This window comes from Agreia sp. Leaf283 (assembly GCF_001422485.1).
Taxonomy (GTDB): Bacteria; Actinomycetota; Actinomycetes; order Actinomycetales; family Microbacteriaceae; genus Agreia.
Map to the genome: position 1 here is coordinate 278,301 of NZ_LMNF01000002.1, position 25,146 is coordinate 303,446.

Annotated in this window: 23 protein-coding genes and 4 tRNA genes; 11 read left to right on the forward strand and 16 right to left on the reverse strand. The window is 67.2% G+C overall.

Annotated elements, in window-relative coordinates:
- Positions 1–106 precede the first annotated feature (106 nt).
- The 12 genes from ruvB to ASF51_RS10295 form a co-directional block, all read right to left on the reverse strand.
- The gene (ruvB, locus tag ASF51_RS10240; protein ID WP_055928883.1) at positions 107–1,159 is read right to left on the reverse strand and encodes a Holliday junction branch migration DNA helicase RuvB; all 1,053 of its coding nucleotides are present in this window, start codon (positions 1,157–1,159) and stop codon (positions 107–109) included.
- Complete coding sequence (gene ruvA, locus ASF51_RS10245) at positions 1,156–1,773, reverse strand: Holliday junction branch migration protein RuvA (RefSeq protein ID WP_055928885.1); 618 nt, start codon at positions 1,771–1,773, stop codon at positions 1,156–1,158. Before ruvA ends, ruvB begins: the two co-directional genes overlap by 4 nt.
- Positions 1,770–2,360, reverse strand: coding sequence for a crossover junction endodeoxyribonuclease RuvC (gene ruvC / locus ASF51_RS10250; RefSeq protein WP_055928888.1), 591 nt, complete (start codon positions 2,358–2,360; stop codon positions 1,770–1,772). The genes ruvA and ruvC overlap by 4 nt, the downstream gene beginning before the upstream one ends.
- Positions 2,361–2,373: 13 nt before the next feature.
- The gene (locus tag ASF51_RS10255; RefSeq protein ID WP_055928891.1) at positions 2,374–3,138 is read right to left on the reverse strand and encodes a YebC/PmpR family DNA-binding transcriptional regulator; all 765 of its coding nucleotides are present in this window, start codon (positions 3,136–3,138) and stop codon (positions 2,374–2,376) included.
- Positions 3,139–3,179: 41 nt separating this feature from the next.
- Positions 3,180–3,821, reverse strand: a complete 642-nt coding sequence (locus tag ASF51_RS10260) for a hypothetical protein (RefSeq protein ID WP_055928894.1) — start codon at positions 3,819–3,821, stop codon at positions 3,180–3,182.
- A 33-nt stretch (positions 3,822–3,854) separates the two neighbouring features.
- Positions 3,855–4,478: a pyridoxal 5'-phosphate synthase glutaminase subunit PdxT gene (gene pdxT, locus ASF51_RS10265; RefSeq protein WP_055928897.1), complete on the reverse strand. Its 624-nt coding sequence runs from the start codon at positions 4,476–4,478 to the stop codon at positions 3,855–3,857.
- A complete protein-coding gene (pdxS, locus tag ASF51_RS10270) occupies positions 4,468–5,385 on the reverse strand; it encodes a pyridoxal 5'-phosphate synthase lyase subunit PdxS (RefSeq protein WP_055928900.1) in 918 nt (305 codons plus the stop codon). The genes pdxT and pdxS overlap by 11 nt, the downstream gene beginning before the upstream one ends.
- A 42-nt stretch (positions 5,386–5,427) precedes the next feature.
- Positions 5,428–5,991 carry an HIT domain-containing protein gene (locus ASF51_RS10275; RefSeq protein ID WP_055930711.1) on the reverse strand — a complete coding sequence of 188 codons (564 nt, stop codon included), beginning with the start codon at positions 5,989–5,991 and terminating at the stop codon, positions 5,428–5,430.
- Complete coding sequence (thrS, locus tag ASF51_RS10280) at positions 5,991–7,913, reverse strand: threonine--tRNA ligase (protein WP_235497246.1); 1,923 nt, start codon at positions 7,911–7,913, stop codon at positions 5,991–5,993. The genes ASF51_RS10275 and thrS overlap by 1 nt, the downstream gene beginning before the upstream one ends.
- A 201-nt stretch (positions 7,914–8,114) precedes the next feature.
- Positions 8,115–8,186: transfer RNA gene (locus ASF51_RS10285), tRNA-Val, on the reverse strand.
- A 46-nt stretch (positions 8,187–8,232) separates the two neighbouring features.
- A tRNA-Cys gene (locus ASF51_RS10290) sits at positions 8,233–8,306 on the reverse strand.
- Positions 8,307–8,359: 53 nt separating this feature from the next.
- Positions 8,360–8,431, reverse strand: a tRNA-Gly gene (locus ASF51_RS10295).
- A 244-nt stretch (positions 8,432–8,675) separates the two neighbouring features.
- Here ASF51_RS10295 and ASF51_RS10300 point away from each other — a divergent pair.
- The 3 genes from ASF51_RS10300 to ASF51_RS10310 all read left to right on the forward strand — a co-directional run bounded on the left by ASF51_RS10300 (position 8,676) and on the right by ASF51_RS10310 (position 11,314).
- Positions 8,676–8,748, forward strand: a tRNA-Val gene (locus tag ASF51_RS10300).
- Between the two features lie 95 nt (positions 8,749–8,843).
- Positions 8,844–9,881, forward strand: a complete 1,038-nt coding sequence (locus tag ASF51_RS10305) for an LLM class flavin-dependent oxidoreductase (RefSeq protein ID WP_055928906.1) — start codon at positions 8,844–8,846, stop codon at positions 9,879–9,881.
- Positions 9,878–11,314, forward strand: coding sequence for an MFS transporter (locus tag ASF51_RS10310; RefSeq protein WP_055928909.1), 1,437 nt, complete (start codon positions 9,878–9,880; stop codon positions 11,312–11,314). The genes ASF51_RS10305 and ASF51_RS10310 overlap by 4 nt, the downstream gene beginning before the upstream one ends.
- 9 nt (positions 11,315–11,323) lie before the next feature.
- On the opposite strand, the gene ASF51_RS10315 is transcribed toward ASF51_RS10310, so the two are convergent.
- Entirely contained in the window at positions 11,324–11,902 is a 579-nt protein-coding gene (locus ASF51_RS10315; RefSeq protein WP_082479728.1) for a type II toxin-antitoxin system PemK/MazF family toxin, read from the reverse strand.
- 65 nt (positions 11,903–11,967) lie between these two features.
- On the opposite strand from ASF51_RS10315, the gene ASF51_RS10320 reads away from it, so the two are divergent.
- Together ASF51_RS10320 and ASF51_RS10325 are read left to right on the forward strand one after the other, a co-directional pair.
- Positions 11,968–13,746, forward strand: coding sequence for a glycoside hydrolase family 15 protein (locus ASF51_RS10320; RefSeq protein ID WP_055928912.1), 1,779 nt, complete (start codon positions 11,968–11,970; stop codon positions 13,744–13,746).
- 79 nt (positions 13,747–13,825) lie between these two features.
- A complete protein-coding gene (locus tag ASF51_RS10325; protein WP_055930717.1) occupies positions 13,826–14,371 on the forward strand; it encodes a Dps family protein in 546 nt (181 codons plus the stop codon).
- A gap of 99 nt (positions 14,372–14,470) precedes the next feature.
- Here the strand turns inward: ASF51_RS10325 and ASF51_RS10330 are convergent, their stop codons facing one another.
- Positions 14,471–15,739: an ammonium transporter gene (locus ASF51_RS10330; RefSeq protein ID WP_055930720.1), complete on the reverse strand. Its 1,269-nt coding sequence runs from the start codon at positions 15,737–15,739 to the stop codon at positions 14,471–14,473.
- A 245-nt stretch (positions 15,740–15,984) separates the two neighbouring features.
- A complete protein-coding gene (gene zapE / locus ASF51_RS10335) occupies positions 15,985–17,025 on the reverse strand; it encodes a cell division protein ZapE (protein WP_055928917.1) in 1,041 nt (346 codons plus the stop codon).
- A 160-nt stretch (positions 17,026–17,185) separates the two neighbouring features.
- Here zapE and ASF51_RS10340 point away from each other — a divergent pair, with 160 nt between their 5' ends.
- Both ASF51_RS10340 and ASF51_RS10345 read left to right on the forward strand, forming a co-directional pair.
- Positions 17,186–18,085, forward strand: coding sequence for a sulfurtransferase (locus ASF51_RS10340; RefSeq protein ID WP_055928921.1), 900 nt, complete (start codon positions 17,186–17,188; stop codon positions 18,083–18,085).
- A gap of 32 nt (positions 18,086–18,117) precedes the next feature.
- Positions 18,118–18,555 carry a SufE family protein gene (locus tag ASF51_RS10345; RefSeq protein ID WP_055928924.1) on the forward strand — a complete coding sequence of 146 codons (438 nt, stop codon included), beginning with the start codon at positions 18,118–18,120 and terminating at the stop codon, positions 18,553–18,555.
- A 1-nt stretch (position 18,556) separates the two neighbouring features.
- Here ASF51_RS10345 and ASF51_RS10350 read toward each other — a convergent pair whose 3' ends face one another.
- Positions 18,557–19,732, reverse strand: coding sequence for a S9 family peptidase (locus tag ASF51_RS10350; protein WP_082479729.1), 1,176 nt, complete (start codon positions 19,730–19,732; stop codon positions 18,557–18,559).
- A 112-nt stretch (positions 19,733–19,844) separates the two neighbouring features.
- Between ASF51_RS10350 and ASF51_RS10355 the strand changes: the two genes are divergently transcribed.
- From ASF51_RS10355 to ASF51_RS10370, 4 genes are all read left to right on the forward strand, one after another.
- Positions 19,845–20,441, forward strand: coding sequence for a DUF3000 domain-containing protein (locus ASF51_RS10355; RefSeq protein WP_055928927.1), 597 nt, complete (start codon positions 19,845–19,847; stop codon positions 20,439–20,441).
- Positions 20,416–21,714 (forward strand): HRDC domain-containing protein, encoded by a 1,299-nt coding sequence (locus ASF51_RS10360; RefSeq protein ID WP_055928930.1) that lies wholly within the window; start codon positions 20,416–20,418, stop codon positions 21,712–21,714. Before ASF51_RS10355 ends, ASF51_RS10360 begins: the two co-directional genes overlap by 26 nt.
- Before the next feature lie 75 nt (positions 21,715–21,789).
- Positions 21,790–23,001 (forward strand): thiolase family protein, encoded by a 1,212-nt coding sequence (locus ASF51_RS10365; protein ID WP_055928933.1) that lies wholly within the window; start codon positions 21,790–21,792, stop codon positions 22,999–23,001.
- Positions 22,998–25,142: a 3-hydroxyacyl-CoA dehydrogenase NAD-binding domain-containing protein gene (locus ASF51_RS10370; RefSeq protein WP_055928936.1), complete on the forward strand. Its 2,145-nt coding sequence runs from the start codon at positions 22,998–23,000 to the stop codon at positions 25,140–25,142. The genes ASF51_RS10365 and ASF51_RS10370 overlap by 4 nt, the downstream gene beginning before the upstream one ends.
- Positions 25,143–25,146: the final 4 nt, after the last annotated feature.

Sequence of the window (25,146 nt, forward strand, 5' to 3'; positions counted from 1 at the left end):
AGGGGATCAAAAGCCATGAAAAAGTCGAGCCTTCCAGCAATGGGGGGTGATTGTGGGCTTCATACTAGTGACGCCGCCTGAAGACGGGCCTATGGGCCACAGTGAATTATAGGTCATCGTCGAAGAGGGAATCGGACGGGCGCCCGATTCCCATGTGCCGCCAGCCCGCCGGAGTGGCCACCCGACCGCGCGGTGTGCGCGTGATGAGGCCGACCCGCACGAGGAACGGCTCGACGACGCTCTCGATGGTCTCGGCCTCCTCCCCCACCGACACGGCGAGGGTGCTCAGGCCGACCGGCCCTCCGTTGAAGCGGGTGATGAGGATGTTCATGACCGCCCGGTCGAGCCGGTCGAGGCCGAGGACGTCGACGTCGTAGAGCTCGAGCGCCGCATCCACGACCGTGGTGCTCGCGCGCCCGCCGTGCACGAGGGCGTAGTCGCGCACTCGGCGCAGCAGCCTGTTCGCGATACGCGGCGTTCCGCGGGAGCGCTGCGCGATCTCGATCAGCGCCGCCTCGTCGATCGAGAGCTCGATCAGTGCGGCCGCGCGGCGGAGCACATGCACGAGCTCCTCCGTCGAGTAGAACTCGAGGTGCGCGGTGAAGCCGAACCGGTCTCGCAGCGGGTTCGGCAGCAGACCGGAGCGGGTCGTGGCGCCGACGAGGGTGAAGGGCGCCAGGTCGAGCGGGATCGATGTGGCGCCCGCGCCCTTTCCGACCATGATGTCGATGCGGAAGTCCTCCATCGCGAGGTACAGCATCTCTTCAGCCGTGCGGGCCATGCGGTGGATCTCATCGACGAAGAGCACTTCGCCGGGAACGAGCGAAGAGAGCACGGCGGCGAGGTCGCCCGCGTGCTGGATCGCGGGACCGCTGGTCAGCCGGAGCGGCCGGTCGCTCTCGTGGGCCACGATCATGGCGAGGGTGGTCTTGCCGAGCCCGGGAGGTCCGGCGAGCAGAATGTGGTCCGGCGTTCTGTTCTGGATGCCGGCGGCCTCGATGAGGAGTTGGAGCTGTCCGCGTACACGCGCCTGCCCGACGAACTCCGCCAGGCTCTTGGGTCGCAGCGCGCCCTCGAAGGCGATCTCGCCCTCCGACAGCGGTTCGGGGTTCACGATCGGGCTCGCATCGCGCGGCAGCGCTGGATCGGCGGGGGTCATCGTGCACCTCCCGGGTTGCGCGGGCCGAGTTCGGTGAGGGCGAGTCGCAGGAGCGCCTGAACCGACGCGGCCTCGTCGTCTGCGGCGTGCAGGAGCACCGCATCCAGCCCGGCCTCGGCCGCCTTCTCGTTCCATCCGAGACCGACCAGGGCCGCGAGCACGTCGTCGCGCACGGTCGTCTCGATGTGCTTCGCGACGGGCGGAGCGGCCGCGTAAATCGCGACCTTGCCTGCCAGCGACAGCACGATGAGCTTCGCGGTCTTGGGCCCGATGCCCGACACCTTGCGGAACACGGCGTCGTCCTCCTGGGCGACGGCGATGGCGATCTGCGCGGGCGACAACTCGGCGAGCACGCCCATCGCGGACTTCGGTCCGACGCCCGTGACGCCCGTGAGAAGGATGAAGAGGTCGAGCGAATCGTGGTCGACGAAGCCGAACAGCGACAGCGAGTCCTCGCGCACGATCAGGCTCGTCACCACGGATGCCTCGTGCCCCACTCGCAGAGAGAGGGTGTGCGCGGGCGTGAGGGTGACGTCGAACCCCACGCCGCCGACCTCGATGACGGCGGACGAACCGCTCACGCGGAGAACTGTTCCTCGAAGGGCGGAAATCACCGTGCCAGCCTACGGGGCGCCCCGGCCGCTTTCTCTGCGGCGCGCCACGCCTGCTGCGCGCGGGTCATTCCCGAACCGGATGCCGCATCGGCCGCGGGCCGTGCGCTGGAGGTCGCGGGCGAACGCCAGGCGTGGCAGATCGCCAGGGCGAGGGCGTCGGCCGCGTCGGCAGGTTTGGGGATCTCGGCGAGTCCGAGGATCTTGGCGACCATGGTGCCGACCTGCTTCTTCTCGGCCTGGCCGTAGCCCGTGATCGAGGCCTTGACCTCGGTCGGGGTGTGCAGGCTCACGGGGATGCCGTGCCGTGCTGCCGCCAGGAGTGCGATGCCGCTCACCTGCGCCGTGCCCATCACCGTGCTCACGTTGTGCTGCGCGAACACCCGCTCGATGGCGATGCTCTCGGGTCGGTGCTCGCTGATCAGCTCATCGAGCCCGAGGGCTATGCCGAGCAGCCGCTGGTCGAGGTCCATCGTCGGAGGGGTGCGCACGACCGTGACCGCCACCAGGGTCGCGACCCTGTTCGCGGTGACGTCGACGACCCCGACGCCGCAGCGTGTGAGCCCTGGATCGATTCCGAGTACACGCACGTCGGGGCGGGTCCTACTCCTCGTCGGTGTCGAGTTCGGCGCGCACGTCGTCGCTGAGATCGACATTGCTGTAGACGTTCTGCACGTCGTCGCTGTCTTCGAGGGCGTCGATGAGCTTGAACACCTTGCGCGCGCCCTCCGCGTCGACCTCGACCTTGAGCGAGGCGACGAATTCGACGTCGGCCGAGTCGTACTCGATGCCGGCGGACTGGAGCGCCTCCCTGTTGGCGACGAGCTCGCTCGGGTCGGTCACGATCTCGTACTGCGCACCGTGATCGATGACCTCCTCTGCGCCGGCGTCGAGCACCGCGAGGAGCACGTCGTCCTCCGTCACGCCGTCGGCGTGAGGCACGGCGATGACTCCCTTGCGAGCGAAGTTGTAGGCCACGCTTCCCGGGTCGGCCATGGCTCCGCCGTTACGGCTCATGGCGGTGCGCACCTCGGCGGCCGCACGGTTGCGGTTCTCGGTGAGGCACTCGATGAGCAGGGCGACGCCGTTCGGGCCGTAGCCCTCGTACATGATGGTCTGGTAGTCGACGGACTCGCCGGTGAGCCCGGCCCCGCGCTTGACGGCCCGGTTGATGTTGTCGATCGGAACCGAGGTCTTCTTGGCCTTCTGGATGGCGTCGACGAGGGTCGGGTTGCCGTTGACATCGGCTCCGCCGATCTTGGCGGCCACCTCGATGTTCTTGATCAGCTTGGCGAACGACTTTGCTCGGCGCTGGTCTTTGACGGCCTTTTGGTGCTTCGTGGTCGCCCACTTGGAATGCCCGGACACTGTTCTGCTCCCTGCGTGCTCTCGTTGAATCAACGACCAGTCTAGGCGAGGGCCGTGCCCTGGCCCCGGAGAACCGCCGTCCGGTCGGGTCGGAGGCCGCACGCGCGCAGCTCGAGACGGGCGAGCGCACGCACCGCATCCGGATCGTGCCGACGCCACCCGCCCGCGGCATCCGGATGCGCCTTGAGGATGTCGGGCAGGCGCCTCGTGGCCAGCGCCCGCGATGCGAGCAGGTCGATTCCGGCGGGTGTCGCCGCTGCGGCGAGTGCCCAGCGGGCCCGGCGTGCGAAGCGAATGCGGGGAATCAGCCAGAGCAGCAGGATGGCGAGAATCGGGATCACGGAGACGGCGAGGCCCACCCCGACGGCGAGCTGCTGCGTGGCCTGCTGCTGCGCAAGACCGACCTCCTGCAGTGTGCCTCCGGCACCGGATGCCTCGTCGAAAGGAGCCCTGATCCCGGTTCCGATCAAGGGAACCTGGCCCAGCCGTTCGCTGATCTCGCTCATGGTCGATTCGAAGCTCGAGCCCGCGTCCGCGAGGCGCGTTCCCACCTCCTGCAGAGCAAGGATCGCGCCGTGCAGGGTCACGCCCAGCACGACGGACCCGACGATGCCGAGGAGGGCGGCGCAGTCTGCCAGCACCTGGAGCGTTCGTCGGCGTGCGAAGTCGGAGTAGTACGTCATGCGTCCATCTTGGCGACGAATCGGCTGCTGCGCTCAGTCGACAGGGGGCAGGACGCGATCTCGAATCTTGTGGAGGAAGTACTGGTGGAATCTCGTATCGCCTGTGACCTCGGGGTGGAAGGCCGTTCCGAGCAGGTTCTGCGACTCCACCGCGACGATGCGGCCGTCGTCGAGCTGCGCGAGCACGGTGACGCCGTCTTCGACGGCTTCGACAACCGGTGCGCGGATGAAGACGGCGTGCACGGTCGCATCTCCGAGCTCGGGGATCGCGAGGTCGGTCTCGAAGGAATCGATCTGGTTGCCGAACGCGTTGCGCCTCACCGAGATCGGCAGGCCGCCGAGTGTCTGCTGGCCGGCAATCGCGTCGAGCACGGTGTCGGCCAGCATGATGAGGCCGGCACACGTGCCGTAGACGGGGAGACCGGCGGCGATGGCCGACTTCAAGGGTTCCGCGAGCCCGAAGGCCCGGGACAGCTTGTCCATGACGCTGGATTCGCCGCCGGGAATGACCAGGCCGTCGAGATCGGCGATCTCCTCGGGGCGACGCACCGGAACGGCGTCCGCCCCGAGCGAGCGAAGCACGCTCAGGTGCTCCCGAAAATCGCCCTGCAGGGCAAGGACTCCGACGCGCGGGACGGCGCCGGGGCTACCAGCCACGCTCGGAGAGGCGGTGGGGAGCCGGCACGTCTGCCACGTTGATGCCGACCATCGCCTCGCCCAGTCCGCGCGACACCTCGGCAACGACCGAGGGGTCGTCGTAGAAGGTGGTCGCCTTGACGATGGCGGCCGCGCGCTCTGCCGGGTTGCCCGACTTGAAGACGCCCGAACCCACGAACACGCCGTCGGCTCCGAGCTGCATCATCATGGCCGCGTCGGCCGGGGTGGCCACGCCGCCGGCGGTGAACAGCACCACGGGGAGCGTGCCCGTCTCGGCGATCTCGACGACGAGGTCGTAGGGAGCCTGAAGTTCCTTCGCGGCCACGTAGAGCTCGTCTTTCGACATCGACGACAGGGCGGCGATCTCCGACTTGATCTTGCGGATGTGCTTGGTCGCCTCGGACACGTCTCCCGTGCCGGCCTCACCCTTGGAGCGGATCATGGCCGCGCCCTCGTTGATGCGGCGCAGGGCCTCTCCGAGGTTGGTGGCGCCGCACACGAACGGAACCTGGAACTTCCACTTGTCGATGTGGTTCACGTAGTCGGCGGGGCTCAGCACCTCGGACTCGTCGATGTAGTCGACGCCGAGCACCTGGAGCACCTGGGCCTCGACGAAGTGGCCGATGCGCGCCTTCGCCATGACGGGGATGGAGACGGCGCCGATGATGCCATCGATGAGGTCGGGGTCGCTCATGCGCGCCACTCCGCCCTGCGAGCGGATGTCGGCGGGAACGCGCTCGAGGGCCATGACGGCCACGGCGCCCGCCTCTTCGGCGATCCTGGCCTGCTCGGCGTTGACGACGTCCATGATCACGCCGCCCTTGAGCATCTCGGCGAGACCGCGCTTGACGCGGCTCGATCCGTGCTCGGAACGGCCATTCTGGGAAGGTGTCTCTACGGTGCTCATTGGTGTCCTCTCGGGCCCGATTCTACTCGGGGTCATGTGTGTCTAGGCCGCCGTGGGCCAAGCCGCTGCGATCGACGAGCGAACGTCTCCGAGCAGCTGGGGCAGTGCCTTGGTCTGGGCGATGATCGGGAAGAAGTTGGCGTCCTGCGACCATCGGGGCACGATGTGCTGGTGCAGGTGGTCGGCGATGCCGGCGCCCGCGACCCGGCCCTGGTTCATGCCGATGTTGAAGCCGTGGCACTGCGACGTCTCTCGAACGACCCTCATCGCCGTCTGGGTCAGCGAGGCGATCTCGATGACCTCGGCCTCGGTGGCGTCGTCGTAGAGCGAGACGTGGCGATACGGGCAGACCAGGAGGTGGCCGCTGTTGTACGGGAACAGGTTGAGGAGAACGTAGGCGTGCTCGCCGCGGTGCACGATCAGCGCCTCTTCATCGCTCAGCTGCGGGGCCCGGCAGAACGGGCAGCTCTCCTCGCCGGATACGGGTCCGTTCTCGATGTAGACCATGCGGTGCGGGGTCCACAGGCGCTGGTAGGCGTCGGGAACGGCGGCGAAGGAGCCCGAGCGTTCGACCGGAACATCGGGAAACTCGCGGTCTGCGGGAATCACGCCTGTCCCTGGGTGGTGACCTGCGCTCGGGTGTCGATGGCAGCGCGGATGCGCGCGACGGCGTCGGCGATCGGCACGCCGTTCTCCTGCGTTCCGTCGCGGAACCTGAAGCTCACAGAACCGCGCGCCCTGTCCTCCTCGCCTGCGATCAGCAGGAAAGGCACCTTCTGGAGCGTGTGGTTTCTGATCTTCTTCTGCATGCGGTCGGCCGACACGTCGAGCTCGGCGCGCACGCCCTGCTTCTTGAGCGTCGAGACGACCTCGGCGAGGTAGTCCTCGTACTGTTCCGCGATCGGGATTCCCACGACCTGGACCGGCGCGAGCCAGACCGGGAACGCACCGGCGTAGTGCTCGGTGAGCACCCCGAAGAAGCGCTCGATCGAGCCGAAGAGGGCGCGGTGGATCATGACGGGTCGCTGCTTGGTGCCGTCGGACGCCGTGTACTCCAGCTCGAATCGCTCGGGCAGGTTGAAGTCGAGCTGCACGGTCGACATCTGCCAGGTGCGGCCGATGGCGTCGCGCGCCTGCACCGAGATCTTGGGGCCGTAGAACGCGGCTCCGCCCGGATCGGGCACCAGCTCGAGGCCGGACTCGGCGGCGACCTCGGCGAGGGTCGCGGTCGCCTCCTCCCAGACGTCGTCGTCTCCGACGTACTTCTCCGGGTCTTTGGTGGAGAGCTCGAGGTAGAAGTCGGTCAGCCCGTAGTCGCGGAGGAGCGCGAGGATGAAGTTGAGGGTCTTCGTCAGCTCCTCTTTCATGTTCTCGCGCGATGTGAAGATGTGCGCGTCGTCCATGGTGAGACCGCGCACGCGGGTCAGACCGTGAACGACGCCCGACTTCTCGTTGCGATAGACGGTGCCGAATTCGAACAGGCGGAGGGGCAGGTCTCGATACGAGCGGCCAGACGAGCGGTACACGAGGATGTGCATCGGGCAGTTCATGGGCTTGAGGTAGTAGTCGGCGCCCTGGCGAGTGATCTCGCCCTCGTCGTTGCGGCCCTCGTCGAGGTGCATCGGGGGGAACATGCCGTCGGCGTACCAGCCGAGGTGGCCGGACTGCTCGAAGAGGTGCGCCTTGGTGATGTGGGGGGTGTAGACGAAGTCGTACCCCTCCTCCTCGTGCTTGCGACGCGAGTAGTCCTCCATCTCACGACGGATGATGCCGCCCTTGGGGTGGAAGACGGCGAGGCCCGATCCGATCTCGTCGGGGAAGGAGAAGAGGTCGAGCTCGTTGCCGAGCTTGCGGTGGTCGCGCTTCGCCGCTTCTTCGAGGCGCGCCTGGTAGGCGCGCAGCTCGTCTTTGCTCGGCCATGCGGTTCCGTAGATGCGCTGGAGCTGCTTGTTCTTCTCGGACCCGCGCCAGTACGCGGCCGCGAGGCGGGTGATGGAGAAGCCGTTGCCGACGAGGCGGGTCGACGGCAGGTGCGGACCGCGGCACAGGTCCTTCCACAGGGTCTCCCCCGTCTTGGGATCGACGTTGTCGTAGATGGTGAGCTCGGCTCCCCCGACCTCCACGGATTCGTCTGCCGTCTCCTCTTCGGGAGCGCCCTTGAGGCCGATCAGCTCGAGCTTGTAGGGCTCGCCGGCCATCTCGGCGCGGGCCTCGTCTTCGGTGACCACGCGGCGGGTGAAGCGCTGACCCTGACGGATGATGCGCTCCATGGCCTTCTCGATGGCCTTGATGTTCTCGGGAGTGAACGGCTCGGCCACGTCGAAGTCGTAGTAGAAGCCGTCGGTGATGGGCGGACCGATGCCGAGCTTCGCCTCGGGGTTGATGGTCTGCACGGCCTGGGCGAGCACGTGGGCGGCCGAGTGACGCAGGATGTCGAGGCCGTCAGGAGAATCGATGGCGACGGGCTGCACATCGTCGCCCGCATCGACCGTCGTGGCGAGGTCGCGCAGATCGCCGTTCACCCTCATGGCCACGATCGACCGGTCCGGAAAGAGTTCGAATCCGTCAACCACGTTCAGTCCTGCTCCTCGTTATGTCACCGACCTATCCACTGTAGTGCCGGGCCGAGACAGGTCGCTCCAGACGGCCCATGTCCCGCCAGAGGGCCCATGCCCCTCAGGCAGCCTTAACGACGAAAGCCCCCGGTCTCCCGGGGGCTTGTCGTTCTGTGGGCGATACTGGGATCGAACCAGTGACCTCTTCCGTGTCAGGGAAGCGCGCTACCGCTGCGCCAATCGCCCATTGGTGGTGAGTCAATGACGTGTCTCGAAGAGAGACCTTTATGAGTGGAGGTGGCGACGGGATTTGAACCCGTGTGGACGGCTTTGCAGGCCGCTGCCTCGCCTCTCGGCCACGCCACCATTCATTTGAGCTACACGACACCGGAACTGCATGTCGTGAATCTTCTCACTCGAGCGGATGACGAGATTCGAACTCGCGACCCTAACCTTGGCAAGGTTATGCGCTACCACTGCGCCACATCCGCATTTGCTCGCTTTTCGGCGTGCGTTGAAGACTCTAGCCGATAGATCGCGGCTTGGCCAAACCGACGCATCCACGGGGCGTCACAAACGGCATCCGAACCGCTTTCGTCCCCGGTATTGTCGCCGATCGCACACCAGCCCCGCACCGCGACGCCCGGGCGTGTCGAGGCGGATCGGAGCGTCGATGTGCGATGCGACCGTCGCGTCGGCTAGGATCATTCCGCGCTGCTTCGTGCGGCGCGTGACGGGCGATTGGCGCAGTTGGTAGCGCGCTTCGTTCACACCGAAGAGGTCATCGGTTCGAGTCCGGTATCGCCCACCCGTCGGAAGCCCTGATCAATCGCAAGATTGTTCGGGGCTTTCTCTGTTCGGCAGCGTGGTCACGGCTCCGGCTGCATTACGTGAGGGGATCCCATGTCACAGCAGGTCGAGTTCGGACTGGACACGTTCGGAGACGTGACGGCGGGGCCGGACGGCACACCCCGCTCCTATGCGCAGGTCATCCGCGACGTGATCGCAGAGGGAGTGCTCGCCGACCAGGTCGGCGTGGACTTCATCGGCCTGGGTGAACACCATCGCGACGACTTCGCCATCTCGGCACCGGATGTCGCCCTTGCGGCCATCGCCGGACAGACGTCGCGCATCCGGCTCGGTTCTGCGGTCACCGTTCTGAGTTCCGACGACCCCGTGCGTGTGTTCCAGCGCTTCGCGACCCTCGACGCCGCATCCGATGGCCGGGCCGAGGTCATCCTCGGCCGCGGATCGTTCACGGAGTCGTTCCCCCTGTTCGGCTACGAGCTCAGCCAGTACGAAGAACTCTTCGAAGAGAAGCTCGACATCTTCACGCGCCTGCTGACAGAGAAGCCCGTGACCTGGCAGGGAAGCACGCGACCCGCGCTCGTCGACCAGCGCGTCTTCCCCACGACGGAGTCGGGCAGCCTGAAGACCTGGATCGGCGTGGGAGGAAGCCCCGAGTCCGTCGTGCGCGCGGCCCGCTACGGCTTGCCCCTGATGCTCGCGATCATCGGCGGGGACCCCGTGCGGTTCGCGCCCTACGCCGACTTGTACCGCCGCGCGCTCGCCCAGCTCGAGAGCCCGGAGCTTCCCATCGGCGTGCACTCCCCCGGCTACGTCGCCGCGACCGACGAGCAGGCTCGCCAGGAGTTCTGGCCCGAGTACAAGAAGATGCGCGACCGCATCGGCGCCGACCGAGGATGGCCGCCCATGGCGCGGTCGGAGTTCGACCGTGAGGCGGGTCCGCACGGATCGCTGTACGTGGGATCGCCGGAGACCGTCGCGCAGAAGATCGCCTCGACCGTGCGCGCGATCGACGCGAGCCGCTTCGACCTCAAGTACAGCGCGGGGCCCCTGTCGCACGAGCGACTGATGACGTGCATCGAGCTCTACGGAACGGCGGTCATCCCGCGCGTTCGCGAACTGCTCGCCGAATGACGGCGGTCGACACGAGCGGTGTCGGCTTCCGTTCGAAGCGCGGCCCCGTGCTCATCGCCCTCATGGTCACGACGGGGCTCGTGGCGATCGACTCGACGATCCTGGCAACCGCCGTGCCGTCGATCGTCGACGACCTCGGCGGATTCGCCCAGTTCCCCTGGCTGTTCTCCATCTACCTGCTCGCACAGGCCGTGTCGGTGCCGCTCTACGCGAAGCTCGCCGACACCGTGGGCCGCAAGCCGATCATCCTGATTGGCGTCGGCCTCTTCCTGCTGGGCTCCATCCTCTGCGGCTTCGCCTGGAGTCTGCCCGCCCTGATCGCATTCAGGGCGGTGCAGGGCCTGGGGGCCGGCGCCGTGCAGCCCATGGCCGTCACCATCGCGGGCGACATCTACTCGGTGGCCGAACGCGCCAAGGTGCAGGGCTACCTGGCGAGCGTGTGGGCCATCAGCTCCGTCGCGGGGCCGACCCTCGGCGGGGTGTTCTCCGAGTTCGTGTCGTGGAGGTGGATCTTCTTCGTCAACATCCCTCTGTGCGTGGTTGCAGGCTGGATGCTCGTGACCCGGTTCCACGAGAAGATCACGCCGCGCACGCATCGGCTCGACATCGCCGGCGCGGCGCTGCTGACGGCCGGGCTCAGCCTCGTGATCCTCGCCGTTCTCGAGGGAGGACAGGCCTGGGCGTGGAACTCTGTTCCGAGCATCGCGGCCTTCGGCGTAGGCGGCGCCCTGCTCACCGCATTCGTGCTTGTGGAACGGCGGGCAGCCGAACCGATACTCCCCCTGTGGGTCTTCTCCCGGCGACTCCTGATCACGACGACCCTGATCTCGCTCGGCGTCGGGGCGATCCTCATCGGGCTCACGTCGTACGTGCCGACCTTCCTCGAGGGGGTCACAGGCGCATCCCCCCTGCTCGCGGGACTGGCCCTGGCGGCCCTCACGATCGGCTGGCCGATCTCCGCCTCGCTCTCCGGGAGGCTCTACCTGCGCCTCGGCTTCCGCACGACCGTTCTCATCGGCATGGGCTTCGCCGTCCTCGGTGCGGTATCGCTGCTCCTCAGCTACACCGATCCGCAGGTCGTGCTCATCGCGGCCAGTTGCTTCCTGGTCGGCCTCGGGCTGGGCCTCGTCGCCACCCCGAGTCTGATCGCCGCGCAGTCGAGCGTGCCGTGGAACGAGCGCGGCGTCGTGACCGGCACCAATCTGTTCTCCCGCTCGATCGGCAGCGCCGTGGGCGTAGCGGTCTTCGGCGCGATCGCGAACGGCATCTTCGCCGCGAGTGCACGGGGTGAAGAGGATCCGGCCGTTCTGACGGCCGCGTCGGGAGCGGTGTTCCTGGCCGTGCTCGTGTGCGTCGCGCTGACCATCGTCGCCGCTCTGGTGATGCCGCCGGCCCGGGTCGAAGACGTGGAGCACGTCGAAGCCTCGGCATAGTGCCGTGAATTACGAGCGGCGGCCCTTGAGCGCCGTCGAGATCGCGGCGAACTGGGTAGGGCTCACGGAGGATGCTTCGCGGCGCATGCCCGATTCGAACACGCGGAACACACGATCGAGCCTCGCCCAGCTCGGTCGCCCCTGCGAATCCCACGGGCCGGCGCCGACGAAAACGAAGTGCCGGGAGTCGTCGTCGTGGGGCTTGCTCGTGAGCTGGAGCGCCAGGACGGATTGCGGCGTGTCGCGGGACACGATGAGCACGGGCCGATCCTTGCCCCTGCCGTCGTTCTCCTCGTAAGGCACCCAGGTCCAGACGACCTCGCCCGGGTCGGGCTCCGCGTCGACCCGGGGATCGTACTCGACCCGGGTTCGTGCGAGCGCTGCCGCCGGCACCTCGATGGTGGCCTCGGGTCCGGTGCGTCCCGGCGACGTCGCCGAAGAGAGATCGGATGCGCGGCGACCGTTCGATCCGGCAGGGCCTCGGGCGGCCGGACGTCGGTCGACGGTCGGCCGCGACCTCGTCGTCGTGCCCGAACCGAACACGGCCAGGATGCTGCGCACGACCGCCGTCAATCCCACGAGTCTCATGTCGCTGAGCGTACAGCGTCGTCAAGCCCCGGGGCGCTCGGCGGCGTCGCTGGTAGACAGATCGAATGACGATTCGTATCGACGGCACTGTCCCCCTTCGCTCCTACGGTGTCATCGGAGACGGCCGAACGATCGCCGTGATCGCCGAAGACGGGGGCGTCGACTGGATGCCCATGCCCGGTATGGACACCACGCCCGTCTTCGCACGGCTGCTCGACGCGCAGGACGGCGGAGCCATCGAGCTGGCCCCGGTCGAGGACTTCACCGTGTCGAGGCGCTACATCGACGGCACCAACGTGCTCGAGACCACCTTCACGACCGAGTCGGGCGTCGCGGTCCTCACCGATGCTCTCGTGACGGGGATCGCCGGAAGGCTGCCGTGGACGGAGATCGCCCGGCGCGTCGACGGCGCCTCGGGCAGCGTGCGGTTCCGTTGGCGGGTGGCCCCGGGAACCTGCCTGTCGACGGCCTCGCCCTGGAAACAGGCCACCACGCACGGACCCGTCATCCGGGTCGACGGGGTGACGATCGCCGTGCGCGGCGTCAGCCATGGTCCGCGCGGAGGAGGGGACGCCGCGTTCGCCGGTTCCTTCACCACGGAGAAGGGCTCTCGTCACGTGATCACCGTCGTGGGCACAGCGAACGAACCGCTGCACCTTCCCGATGCGGCCAACGTCGACCGAGGCATCGACCGCACGATCGAGAACTGGCAGTTCTGGTCGCGGGAGTTCAGCTATGACGGCCCCTGGTCCCTCGACGTGCACAGGAGCGCCCTGGCCCTGAAGCTGCTCATCTACAGTCCGACGGGCGCCATCGCGGCCGCGGGCACGACATCCCTGCCCGAGAACCCGCGAGGCGGCAAGAACTGGGACTACCGCTTCGCCTGGGTGCGCGACGTCGCGTACACGCTGCACGCGCTCATCCGATTCGGGCTGCGCGAAGAGACCCACGCCGCCGTGGCCTGGCTGCTCACCACCATCAGGCAGAACGGCCCCGAACTGCACATCTTCTACCGGCTCGACGGCTCGCTGCCGTCGGGAGTGACGAAGCACGACGCCCCCGGATGGAACGGCGCCGGGCCCGTCGTGACGGGCAACCCGGCGAGCGGCCAGTTGCAGCTGGGTGTCTACGGCGACCTGTTCGACGTCATGAGGCTCTATGTCTCGGCCGGCAACGTTCTGGATGCCGAGACGGGCCGGCTCCTCGCATCGGTTGCGGATCGCGCATGCGACGCGTGGCGTCAGCGCGACGCGGGCATGTGGGAACTCGAGGACGAGCAGCACTACACCTCCTCGAAGATGGGCTGCTGGCAGGCTCTGGATGCCGCGGTCGAGTTGTGCGAGAAGGGCCAGATCCCGGGCGACTCGGCCCGCTGGATCGCCGAGCGCGGTCACATCAGGGACTGGATCGAGGCGAACTGCTGGTCCGACGAGCTGCAGAGCTATGTCGCCTACCCCGGATCGGACGAGCTCGACGCCTCGGTGCTGCTGCACGGGCCCAGCGGATTCGATCGCGGCGACAGGATGTCGAGCACCATCGACGCCCTGCAGGCGGAGCTGGGCCGCGGGCCCCTCCTCTACCGCTACTCGGGAGCCGAGGCTGAGGAGGGCGCGTTCGTGGCCTGCTCGTTCTGGCTGGCCTCCGCCCTCGCCTGCGTGGGTCGCACCGCGGAGTCCGTCGCCCAGATGGACGCCATGATCGCGCTGTCGAACGACGTCGGGATCTTCTCCGAGATGATCGACCCCGACGACCTGTCGTTCCTCGGCAATCTGCCGCAGGCGCTGAGCCATCTCGCCCTGGTCAACGCCGCGATCACGATCGAGGAGCTCTCCGGGCTCGACTGAAGGCGACGTATCCCAGCACGACTTCGATGGTGATGCAACCCGCTGACGGGTGTCGGCGGCGGTGCCTATCGTGGAGACCATGACAACCACAATCGAACGTCCGACCGAAGCCCCCAGTGACGCGGGAGCCAAAAGCACCCGACGCCAGAATGCGGAGCGTGGCTTCAAGGCCTCGAAGTCGCTGACCGACAGCATGCAGAAGGTGCTGGTCGACCTGATCGAGCTTCACCTCCAGGGCAAGCAGGCGCACTGGAACGTCGTGGGCAAGAACTTCCGCGACCTCCATCTGCAGCTCGACGAGATCATCGACGCCGCCCGGGAGTTCAGCGACACGGTCGCCGAGCGTCTCCGGGCACTGCACGCGGTTCCCGACGGGCGCAGCGACACCGTCTCGGCCACGACCACGCTGCCCGAGTACCCGAACGGCGAGGTCGACACGGCCGAGACCGTCGATCTGATCACCGTTCGCCTCGAGGCCGTGGTGGGAACCATGCGCGACGTGCACGACGAGGTCGACGAGGCCGACCCCACGAGCGCCGACATCCTGCACGGCATCATCGAGAAGCTCGAGCAGTACGCCTGGATGGTCTCCGCCGAGAACCGCACGGCCACGAAGAAGTCCTAGGCCTCCTCCGTACAACGAGGTCCCGGTACAACGAAGAACGGCGTGTCACTCCTGTGGGAGTGACACGCCGTTCTTGGCTGTGTCAGTGATGCGGAGAGGTCAGCGGGTCTCTTCGAGGAGGATGTAGCCCTCTTCGCCGTGAACCACCGTGTCGATACCGGCGATCTCGTCTTCGTTCTTGACGCGGAAGCCCATCGTCTTCTCGATGATGAGGGCGATGACGTAGGAGAGCACGAAGGAGTAGACCATCACGATGAGGGCCGAGAGGGCCTGCACACCGAGCTGGGCCGGGCCGGCACCGAAGAACAGGCCGACACCCTCGCCCAGGAGGCCGATGTAGAGGGTACCGATGACACCACCGACGAGGTGGATGCCCACGACGTCGAGGGAGTCGTCGAAGCCGAGCTTGAACTTCAGGTCGATGGCGAGTGCACAGACGGCACCGGCGACGATACCGAGAACGATGGCCCAGAAGGGCGACAGCGCTGCACAGGCCGGGGTGATCGCGACCAGACCGGCGACCGCACCCGATGCGGCACCGACGGAGGTGGGCTTGCCGTCCTTGATCTTCTCGACGACGAGCCAGCCGAGGATGGCGGCGGCGGGAGCGGCGATCGTGTTGAGGAAGGCGATGGCGGCGATGCCGTCGGCAGCGAGCTCGCTACCGGCGTTGAAGCCGAACCAGCCGAACCAGAGGAGGCCGGCGCCGAGGAGCACGAAGGGAGGGTTGTGCGGCTTGTGGATTCCCTTGGCGAAGTTCACGCGCTTGCCGAGGACGAGCGCCAGGGCCAGGGCTGCAGCACCGGCGTTGATGTGCACCGCGGTACCACCGGCGAAGTCGATCACGCCGAGGTTGTACGCGATGAAACCGCCGTCGACCACACCCTCGTCGCCGAGGGTGAAGTTGAACACCCAGCTGGCGACGGGGAAGTAGACGACCGTCGCCCAGACACCGGCGAAGATCATCCAGGCGCCGAACTTGGCGCGGTCGGCGATGGCGCCCGAGATGAGGGCGACCGTGATGATCGCGAAGGTGGCCTGGAACGCGGCGAAGGCGATGGCCGGGAACGCGGCGTCACCGTCGCTCGCCGTCGCGAAGACTCCGTTCAGACCGAGCTGGTCGAGGTCGATTCCGATGAAGCCGTCGATGCCGACGTAGTTTCCGACGCCCCCGTTCGAGAAGGCGATGGCGTACCCGTACAGCACCCAGAGAACGCCGATGAGCCCCATGGCCCCGAAGCTCAGCATCATCATGCTGATCACGCTCTTGGCCTTGACGAGTCCTCCGTAGAAGAACGCGAGACCTGGCGTCATCAGAAGTACGAGGGCCGCTGCTATGAGCAAAAAGGCGGTATTGCCCTGGTCCAGCTCCATTGAATTTACCTCTCTTAGTTGTTGCAAAAGTGCACCGAGAGATGATGACGAACGGGGGTGCTGTTAGGAGGGAACCAGCGCGCGCGCCTCACTCGGGTATGCCCAACTATCGTGTGAAGAAGTTTCAAAACATGCGCCCCAATGTTTCCGGGGCGTAACGCTCATGGCTGAAATGTAACAACTGTGTTTCGCGTGACTGGCGATGAGCGCAGAGATGACTGCGAACTCGCCCCGCGGCCTCAGGCCTGGGTGGATGCGATGAGTCGCGATACCGAGCGAAGGTACTTCTTGCGATACCCGCCCGCCATCATGTCGCCGGCGAACACCTCGTCGAGAGGGCTGCCCGTGGCGAGGATGGGAACCTGCGCGTCGTAGACACGGTCGATGAACGCGACGAACCGCAGCGCGTCGGTCTGGCTGTGCAGCGGCACCACACGGTCGAGCACGATGGCCTCGATGCCGTCGAGCAGCTTCACGAACTTCGACGGGTGGATGGTGCCGAGGTGCGAGACGAGATCGCTGAAGTCGTCGCGTGAGACCGACCCGGGCGAGCTCTTCTCGATGACCGCGGAGACGGCGTCGTCGATCTCTGCCTCGCCGATCACTCGGGCGTGCCCCTCGATGTCCCTCCGGCGGTAGTCGAGCCCGTCGATCCTCACGGTGTCGAACCGGTCGGACAGCGACTGGATCTCGCGCAGGAAGTCGGCGGCGGCGAAGCGTCCCTCCCCCAGCGCGTTGGGCGGCGTGTTGCTAGTGGCCGCGAGGCGGGTGCCGGATGCGCTCAGCTCGCCGAGCAGGCGCGTCATCATCATCGTGTCGCCCGGGTCGTCGAGCTCGAACTCGTCGATGGCGATGAGCTTGGCGCCGGTGAACAGCTTCACTGCCGCGGCGTACCCCATCGCGCCCACGATCGCCGTGTACTCGATGAAGGTGCCGAAGTACTTGGGCCCCGGCGCAGCATGCCAGAGGGCCGCCAGGAGGTGGGTCTTGCCCACGCCGAAGCCGCCATCGAGATAGATGCCGCTCGGCCCCGGCGCCGCCTTCTTCTGGCGAGAGAAGAAGCCTCCGGTGCGACCGGTCGAGGCCCACGAAGCGGAGAAGGTGCGCACGATCTCGAGCGCCTCCGTCTGCGAGGGGTACTCGGGGTCGGGCCGGTAGGAATCGAACGAGGCACCGTCGAATTGGCGCGGCGGCACCAGCACCGCGGCCATCTCAGCTCCGGACAGGCTCGGCGCGCGGTCGACGAGTCGAACGAGTGTGGTCGGGAGCGATGACGCCATGGGGAAGCTCTTCCGGTGAGTTTGTGTCGAACGGAGACATTTCCGGGAGAACGACCACCGGAACGGCATAGATTCGAGAGGGAGACACGTCTCTCCAGACTAAACCGCGAACACCCCGCCGGACGGCCCGCCGTCCGCGTGCACTCCCAGGAGGAACCCCATGGCCGTCGCCGCCGATCCGTCGCCCCGCTTCGCCGCTTTCGCGCATCCGGAGCGTCTCGTGAGCACCGACTGGCTTCAGCAGCACCTGGGCGAACCCGGGCTCGTGGTCGTGGAGTCCGACGAGGACGTGCTCCTCTACGAGACCGGGCACATTCCGACAGCCGTCAAGGTCGACTGGCACACCGACCTCAACGATCCGGTCGTGCGGGACTACATCTCGGGTGAGCAGTTCGCCGCTCTGGCGTCATCGAAGGGTATCTCCAGGGACAGCACGGTCGTCATCTACGGCGACAAGAACAACTGGTGGGCCGCGTACGCCCTCTGGGTGTTCACCCTGTTCGGCCACACCGACGTTCGCCTGCTCGACGGCGGCCGGGATGCCTGGATCGCCGAGGGCAGGGCCGTCACGACCGACGAGGTCGAGGTCGCGCCCGCCTCCTACCCCGTCGTCGACCGCGACGACGCGGCCATCCGTGCCTTCAAAGACGACGTGCTCGAGCATTTCGGCAACCCGCTGATCGATGTGCGTTCACCGGAGGAATTCTCTGGAGAGCGCACCACGGCTCCCGCATATCCAGAGGAGGGTGCGCTGCGGGCCGGGCACATTCCCACCGCGCAGAACGTGCCCTGGGCGCGCGCTGCCGCAGCCGACGGCCGATTCCGCGCGATCGAGGAATTGGACGAGATCTACCGGCAGGGCGCAGGCCTCGTCGACGGCGACGACATCATCGCCTACTGCCGCATCGGCGAGCGGTCGAGCCACACCTGGTTCGTGCTCACCCACCTCCTGGGGTTCGAGGGCGTGCGCAACTACGACGGGTCGTGGACCGAGTGGGGAAGTGCCGTGCGCGTTCCGATCACCACGGGCGCGGAGCCGGGAGAGGCGCCGGCGCGCTAGGCCCCGCACTCGTGGGTCATAATTTCACTGACATGGATGCGACAGAACTTCCCGACTCCCTCGCGGAGATCCGCGACGACTTCCTCGGACTGGAGGTCAAGGAGCGGCTGCAGCTGCTGCTCGAGTTCTCGAACGAGCTGCCCGAGCTGCCCGAGCGCTACCGCGACCACCCCGACCTCTTCGAGCGCGTGGAGGAGTGCCAGTCACCCATCTTCATCGTCGTCGAGGTCGATGCGGAGGGCGCTGTGCACCTGTTCGCGACCGCTCCCCCGGAGGCGCCCACGACCAGGGGCTTCGCGTCGATCCTCGTGCAGGGCATCGAGGGGCTGCCCGCCTCGCAGGTGCTCGAGCTCGCAGACGACTATCCGAGCATGCTCGGACTCACGGCCGCGGTCTCTCCGCTTCGTATCCGCGGAATGACGGCCATGCTCGCGCGCATCAAGCGTCAGGTGCGCGAACGAACGCACTGAGTCAGAGCCGCGCGAGCCAGGCCCTGATCGATTCGGTCCAGCGCTCCGGGTCGTAGTTCCAGAGCTTCACGTGCCGGGCGATCGAGAACGGGACGAACGTCACGATGTCGGGTCGGAGCTCGGCGAGCCGCCTGCTCGACGAACTCGACACGTAGCCGTCGTCGTCGCTGTGCAGAAGCAGGGTGCGGGTCTCCAGGTCGCCGCTGCGGGTCACGAAGTCGAGCCGATCGAGATCGACGGATGTCTGCAGCCCGGTCGCGACGTTGCCCCAGTCGTGCGTCAGCGTGGCCAGGGCGGCGTTCTGCACGGGTCGGGGTATGTGCAGCTGCGTGCTGCGGTAGCGGAGCGTCTCGTGCCAGTCGATCACGGGCGAATCGAGCACGATGCCGTCGATCACGTGTCGCATCGATGAGCGGGTGGCGACCTGCAGCACGGTGGCGCCTCCCATCGACCAGCCCATGAGGACCACACTCGTCGCACCGGCGTTCACGGCATAGGAGAGCGCCGCGTCGACGTCCTCCCACTCCGTCTCGCCCAACCGGAACCGTCCGTCCGCGCTGCGCGGCGCATCCCCGTCGTTGCGGTACGACACGAGCAGGGAGGTGTAGCCGCTCTCGTGGAATACCCTGTTCGCGCGGAGCGTCTCGCCGCGACGCACTGCGCGGCCGTGCACCTGGATGACCCAGCGGGTGGACTCGGGGTCGGAGGCGGGGATGAGCCAGGCTGGCGCGTCGCCGAGCGGCGTGGCGATGGAGACGTCGCGATAGGGGAACGGGAACTCGCGCGGGTGCAGGTGGTACCAGCCGCTGATGCGCCCGGTCCTCGCCGTCTCGATGTCGCCGTAGTCCACTTCCAGCAGCGATCGGGTGACCAGGCCGTCCGCCACCGAGATGATCTCGCCGATGCGCGCGTGACCGCCGTTGCGGTCGAACCACATGCTGTAGCGGCCGGGAAGCAGGGTGTCGGCGGTGGCCTGGAGCGCGATGGTTCCGGCCTCGACGTCGACCGATTCGATCCGCGCGTCCTCCGCAGGATGCCGCGGCGGCACGACGACAGACCGGGAGACGAGCGCCGTGAGAACCGCGCCCGCCGCCGCCGCGGCTGCGGCAAGCGCCCCCGCCGTGATGGCCACGACGGCCCAGGCTGGAACAGGACGATGCGGGGATGGTGCGGTCATGCGTTCTCGTCTTCCGTGTCGGGCGCTGCGGAATTCGAGCGAACGGCACCCGCAACGGGCCTCGTCGGCGTGCCTGCGGCGCGCAGCATGCGGGAAACTCTAGTCTGCAGACGTGTCCGACACTCCAACCACGCCCGAACTCCCCGCAGCCTTCGAGGCTGCCGTGGCAGCGGTTCGTGCGGCTGTGACCCGCCCGGAACTCGTGATGAATGAGATTCCCTCGCCGGCCAACCTCGCACCCTATTCGCTCGCCCTCGCGGCCGATGTCAACCCGGAGCGGCACGGTTCCGACTCCGAGCTCGGCACGGGCCGGTTCATCCTCCTGCACGATCCCGACGAACCCGAGGCCTGGGGCGGAGCGTTCCGGGTGGTCTGCTTCGCGCAGGCGCCGCTCGAGACCGACATCGGTCTCGACCCGTTCCTGGCCGACGTGACCTGGTCGTGGCTGGTCGACGCGCTCGATACGCGAGGCGCGCGGTACTCCGCGGCGTCCGGCACCGCCACCAAGATCATCTCGAGCGGATTCGGTGAATTGAAGTCGCAGGGCGACGGTGCGCAGATCGAGCTCCGCGCATCCTGGACCCCGCACGATCACGACGTGACGGCCCATGTGGAAGGCTGGGGGGAACTGCTCTGCATGCTCGCCGGTCTTCCCCCAGCGGTCGACGGAGTCACCCAATTGAATGCGAGGCGCTTCGGGCGTGACTGACGACAATCTGACTGAAGACGGCGAGTCCACCTCCGACGTCGAGACGACGCCAGCGCCGGCCGAGCCGACGCCGCGGACGCTGGCCCTCACGGTCATCGACACGCGGGAGGCCTATCTCGACGCCGTCGAGAAGATCGCGGCGGGGTACGGGCCGATCGCGGTCGACGCGGAGCGGGCATCCGGGTTCAAGTTCTCTCAGCGCGCGTACCTCATCCAGTTGTACCGGCGCGGTGCCGGAAGCTTCCTCTTCGATCCCCCGGCGATCGGCTCCTTCGCCGAGCTGAACGACGCGATCTCACGAGAGGAGTGGATCCTCCACGCCGCAAGCCAGGACCTGGCCTGCCTCAGGGAGGTCGGACTCGACCCGCGGGTCATCTTCGACACCGAACTCGCCGCGCGACTGCTGGGCATCCCCCGGGTCGGCCTCGGCAGCGTCGTCGAGGAGTTCCTCGGGATCCACCTCAAGAAGGAGCATTCGGCAGCCGACTGGTCCCGCCGCCCGCTTCCCGAGTCCTGGCTCGAATACGCCGCACTCGATGTGGAGCTGCTGCCCGATCTGCGTGACAAGCTCGCCGAGCTCCTGATCGAGAACTCGAAGGCCGTGATCGCCGCGCAGGAGTTCGAGGCCACCAGGGCGAAGGAGCCGAAGCCCGTCGCGGCCGAGCCCTGGCGCAGACTCACCGGAGTGCATTCGCTGCGCAATCCCCGCAACGTGGCGGTTGCTCGAGCGCTCTGGATGGCCAGGGACGCGCTCGCGCGGGAGATCGACGTGTCGCCCGGCCGGCTCGTGCCCGATTCCAGCCTCGTCGCGGCGGCGCGGGTGCTGCCCGAGTCCAAACGCGAGCTCGCGGCCCTGAAGGAGTTCTCCGGGCGGGCGAGCCGCACGGAGATCGACCGTTGGTGGGCTGCCCTCGAGGAGGGCAAGACCGCCACCGACCTTCCCGTGAACCGTCGAAGCGAGGACACACTGCCTCCGCCGCGCAGCTGGGCCGACCGGAACCCCGAGGCCGATGCTCGGCTGAAGGCGGCCCGTGCCTCCCTTCTGGAGTTGTCCGAGTTCGTCAACATCCCCGTCGAGAACCTCCTGACCCCCGAGATCCTGCGTCGAATCGCGTGGACACCGCCCGAGCCGCTGACGGCTGAGGGCATCGCCGCCTCGCTCTCCGAGCTGGGAGCGCGACCCTGGCAGCTTGAACTAACTGCACAGCCGATCGCTCAAGCCTTTGTCGATGCCCACCAAAAGGCAGAGAACGAGTCCGAAGCCTCGTCGTAGGAAGAGTCAAAGGATTTCGGCGGCTCAAAAGCCCCGGCCTAGGATCGTCTCGGTTCTCAACCAGAAGGAGGCAAAGTGGCCGAAATAGCCGAAGTCGTATTTGTGGACGGAGTGCGCACACCCTTCGGGCGTGCGGGCGAAAAGGGCATGTACTGGCAGACCCGTGCCGATGATCTTGTCGTGAAAGCGATCATCGGGCTGCTCGAGAGAAATCCAGCTGTGCCCAAGGACCGCATCGACGAGGTGGCCATCGCGGCTACGACTCAGCAGGGCGACCAGGGGCTCACTCTTGGCCGCACCGCGGCGCTGCTCGCCGGGCTCCCCCAATCGGTGCCCGGATTCGCGATCGACCGCATGTGTGCCGGCGCGATGACGAGCGTCACGACGCTGGGCAGTGGAATCGGATTCGGAGCCTACGACCTCGCCATCGCCGGCGGCGTCGAACACATGGGCCGGCACCCGATGGGATTCAATGCAGACCCCAACCCCCGCTTCCTCGCGGAGAAGCTCGTCTCCGAGGAGGCGCTCAACATGGGGTCGACGGCGGAGCGCATCCACGATCGCTTCCCCTCTCTCACGAAGGAGCGCTCCGACCGTTATGCGCTTCGCAGCCAGCAGAAGGTCGCCGCTGCGTACGAGGCGGGCAAGATCCAGCCCGACCTCATTCCCGTCGCCACGCGCAGCGCCGCCGGCTGGGGTCTCGCCACCCGCGATGAGGCACCCCGCCCCGAGACCACGATGGAAGGCCTCGCCGGGCTGCGGACGCCGTTCAGGCCGCACGGGCGCGTGACCGCGGGAAACTCGTCGGGACTCAACGACGGGGCGACCGCCTGCCTCCTCGCGAGCGGTGCGACGGCCAAGGAGCTGGGCCTCACGACCAAGATGAGGCTCGTCAGCTTCGCCTTCGCCGGTGTCGAGCCCGAGATCATGGGAATCGGACCCGTACCGTCGACCGAGAAGGCACTCCGCAAGGCCGGACTGAGCATCACCGACATCGGACTCTTCGAGCTGAACGAGGCGTTCGCGGTGCAGGTGCTCTCGTTCCTCGACCACTTCGGCATCGACGACGACGACCCCCGGGTCAACGAATACGGTGGCGCCATAGCGATCGGCCACCCGCTCGCCTCCTCCGGAGTGCGGCTGATGAACCAGCTCGCGCGCCAGTTCGAGGAGCACCCCGAGGTGCGCTACGGCCTCACCGCCATGTGCATCGGTCTCGGACAGGGTGGGACCGTCATCTGGGAGAACCCGCACTACAACAAGAAGGCGAAGGCAGCGAAGCGATGACCGACTACTCGACAATCGATTTCTCCGGCCTGGCCGCTCTCTCGGCCGACGAAGTCGTCACCCACTCCTACGTGCGAGACATTCCTCTGCCGAGCGGCAAGGTACTCGCCCTGATCACGCTCGACAACGATCGCGACCACACCCGTCCGTCGACGCTCGGCCCCAACTCGCTCCTCGAGTACGGCGCCGCACTCGACGCGTTGGCCGTGAGGGCTGCCGCCGGTGAGATCCAGGCCGTCGCCGTCACGGGCAAGCCGTACATCCTCGCGGCGGGCGCCGACCTCTCGAAGGTCAGCGACATCCCGAGCCGCGAGCTCGCGAAGCAGATGGCCCAGCTCGGGCACTTCACCTTCGGCAAGATGGCCACGATCGGCGTTCCGACGTTCGCGTTCATCAACGGGCTGGCGCTGGGAGGCGGGGTCGAGGTGGCCCTCGCCGCCGACTACCGCACCATCGACTCCTCGATCCCCGCCCTCGCCCTCCCCGAGGTCTTCCTGGGCATCATCCCCGGATGGGGCGGCGCCTACCTGCTTCCGAACCTCATCGGCATCGAGAACGCGCTCAAGGTCGTCGTCGAGAACCCGCTGAAGAACAACCGCACGCTCAAGGGCCAGCAGGCGTTCGACCTCGGTATAGCGGATGCCATCTTCGGGCCGGCGTCGTATCTCGAGCAGTCCCTCGTGTGGGCCGACGAGGTTCTCGCGGCCCGTATCAGCGTCAAGCGTCCGAACGCGCCGGGAAAGCTCGAGCGCCTCGTCAAGTGGGACGCCGCCATCTCGATCGCGCGCAAGATGCTCGAGTCCAAGATCGGATCGGTCGCCGCGTCCCCCTATGCTGCGCTCGACCTGCTCAAGGCCGCGAAGTCCGGATCGGCGGAAGAGGGGTTCGCGCGGGAGGACGACGCACTGGCCGACCTCATCTCCGGCGACCAGTTCCGCGCGAGCATCTATGCCTTCAACCTGGTGCAGAAGAGGGCCAAGCGGCCCGCAGGCGCGCCCGACAAGGCACTGGCCAAGCCCGTGACCAAGGTCGGCGTCATCGGCGCCGGGCTCATGGCCAGCCAGTTCGCCCTGCTGTTCGTCCGTCGACTGCGCGTTCCCGTCGTGATCACCGACCTCGACCAGGCCAGGGTCGACAAGGGCCTGTCCTACATTCGCGATGAGATCACCGCGCTCAAAGACAAGGGTCGAATCGGGTCGGACGAGGCCAACCGGCTCAGCGCCCTGGTCTCGGGCACCACCGACAAGGCCGACTTCGCCGACGCCGACTGGGTGATCGAGGCGGTCTTCGAGGAGCTCGGTGTCAAGCAGGATGTCTTCGCCGACGTCGAGAAGTACGTGTCGGACACCGCGGTGCTCGCCACCAACACCTCGTCGCTGTCGGTCGAGCAGATCGGTGCGAAGCTGGCACACCCCGAGCGCCTCGTCGGCTTCCACTTCTTCAACCCCGTCGCCGTGATGCCGCTCATCGAGGTCGTCAACACGCCGTCGACCGATGAGGCCACGCTCAGTACGGCCATGGTCACGGCCGCCAAGCTGCGCAAGAACGCCGTCATCACGAGGGACACTCCCGGATTCGTCGTGAACCGCATTCTGGCGAAGCTGCTCGGAGAGGCGATGCACGCCGTCGACACCGGAACCCCGTTCGAGGTGGTCGATAACGCCCTCAAGCCGTTCGGTCTGCCGATGACGCCGTTCGAACTGCTCGAGCTGGTGGGGCTGAAGGTGGGAGCGCACGTGCTCGACACCCACCACTCGGCCTTCCCCGATCGGTTCTTCGAGAGCCCCAACCTGCACAAGCTGGCAGAGCACGGCAAGATCTTCGATCGAGATTCCAAGGGTGCGATCAAGGGCTTCGACAAGACTGCGGTCAAGATCGTCGCAGACGGAGGTCCGGGAGGAACCGCCCTCACGGAGGCCGAGCTCCTGCGCAGGGTCGAAGACGGACTGGCCGACGAGATCAAGCGCATGCTCGATGACGACGTCGTGCACGCGGCAGAGGACATCGACCTGTGCCTCATCCTCGGGGCGGGGTATCCGTTCCAGATGGGCGGAGCGACCCCGTACCTCGATCGCGTCGGAGCGAGCGAGCGGGTCTTCGGCGACACGTTCCACCACCCGCCGATCGTCGGCACCGACTGACCGG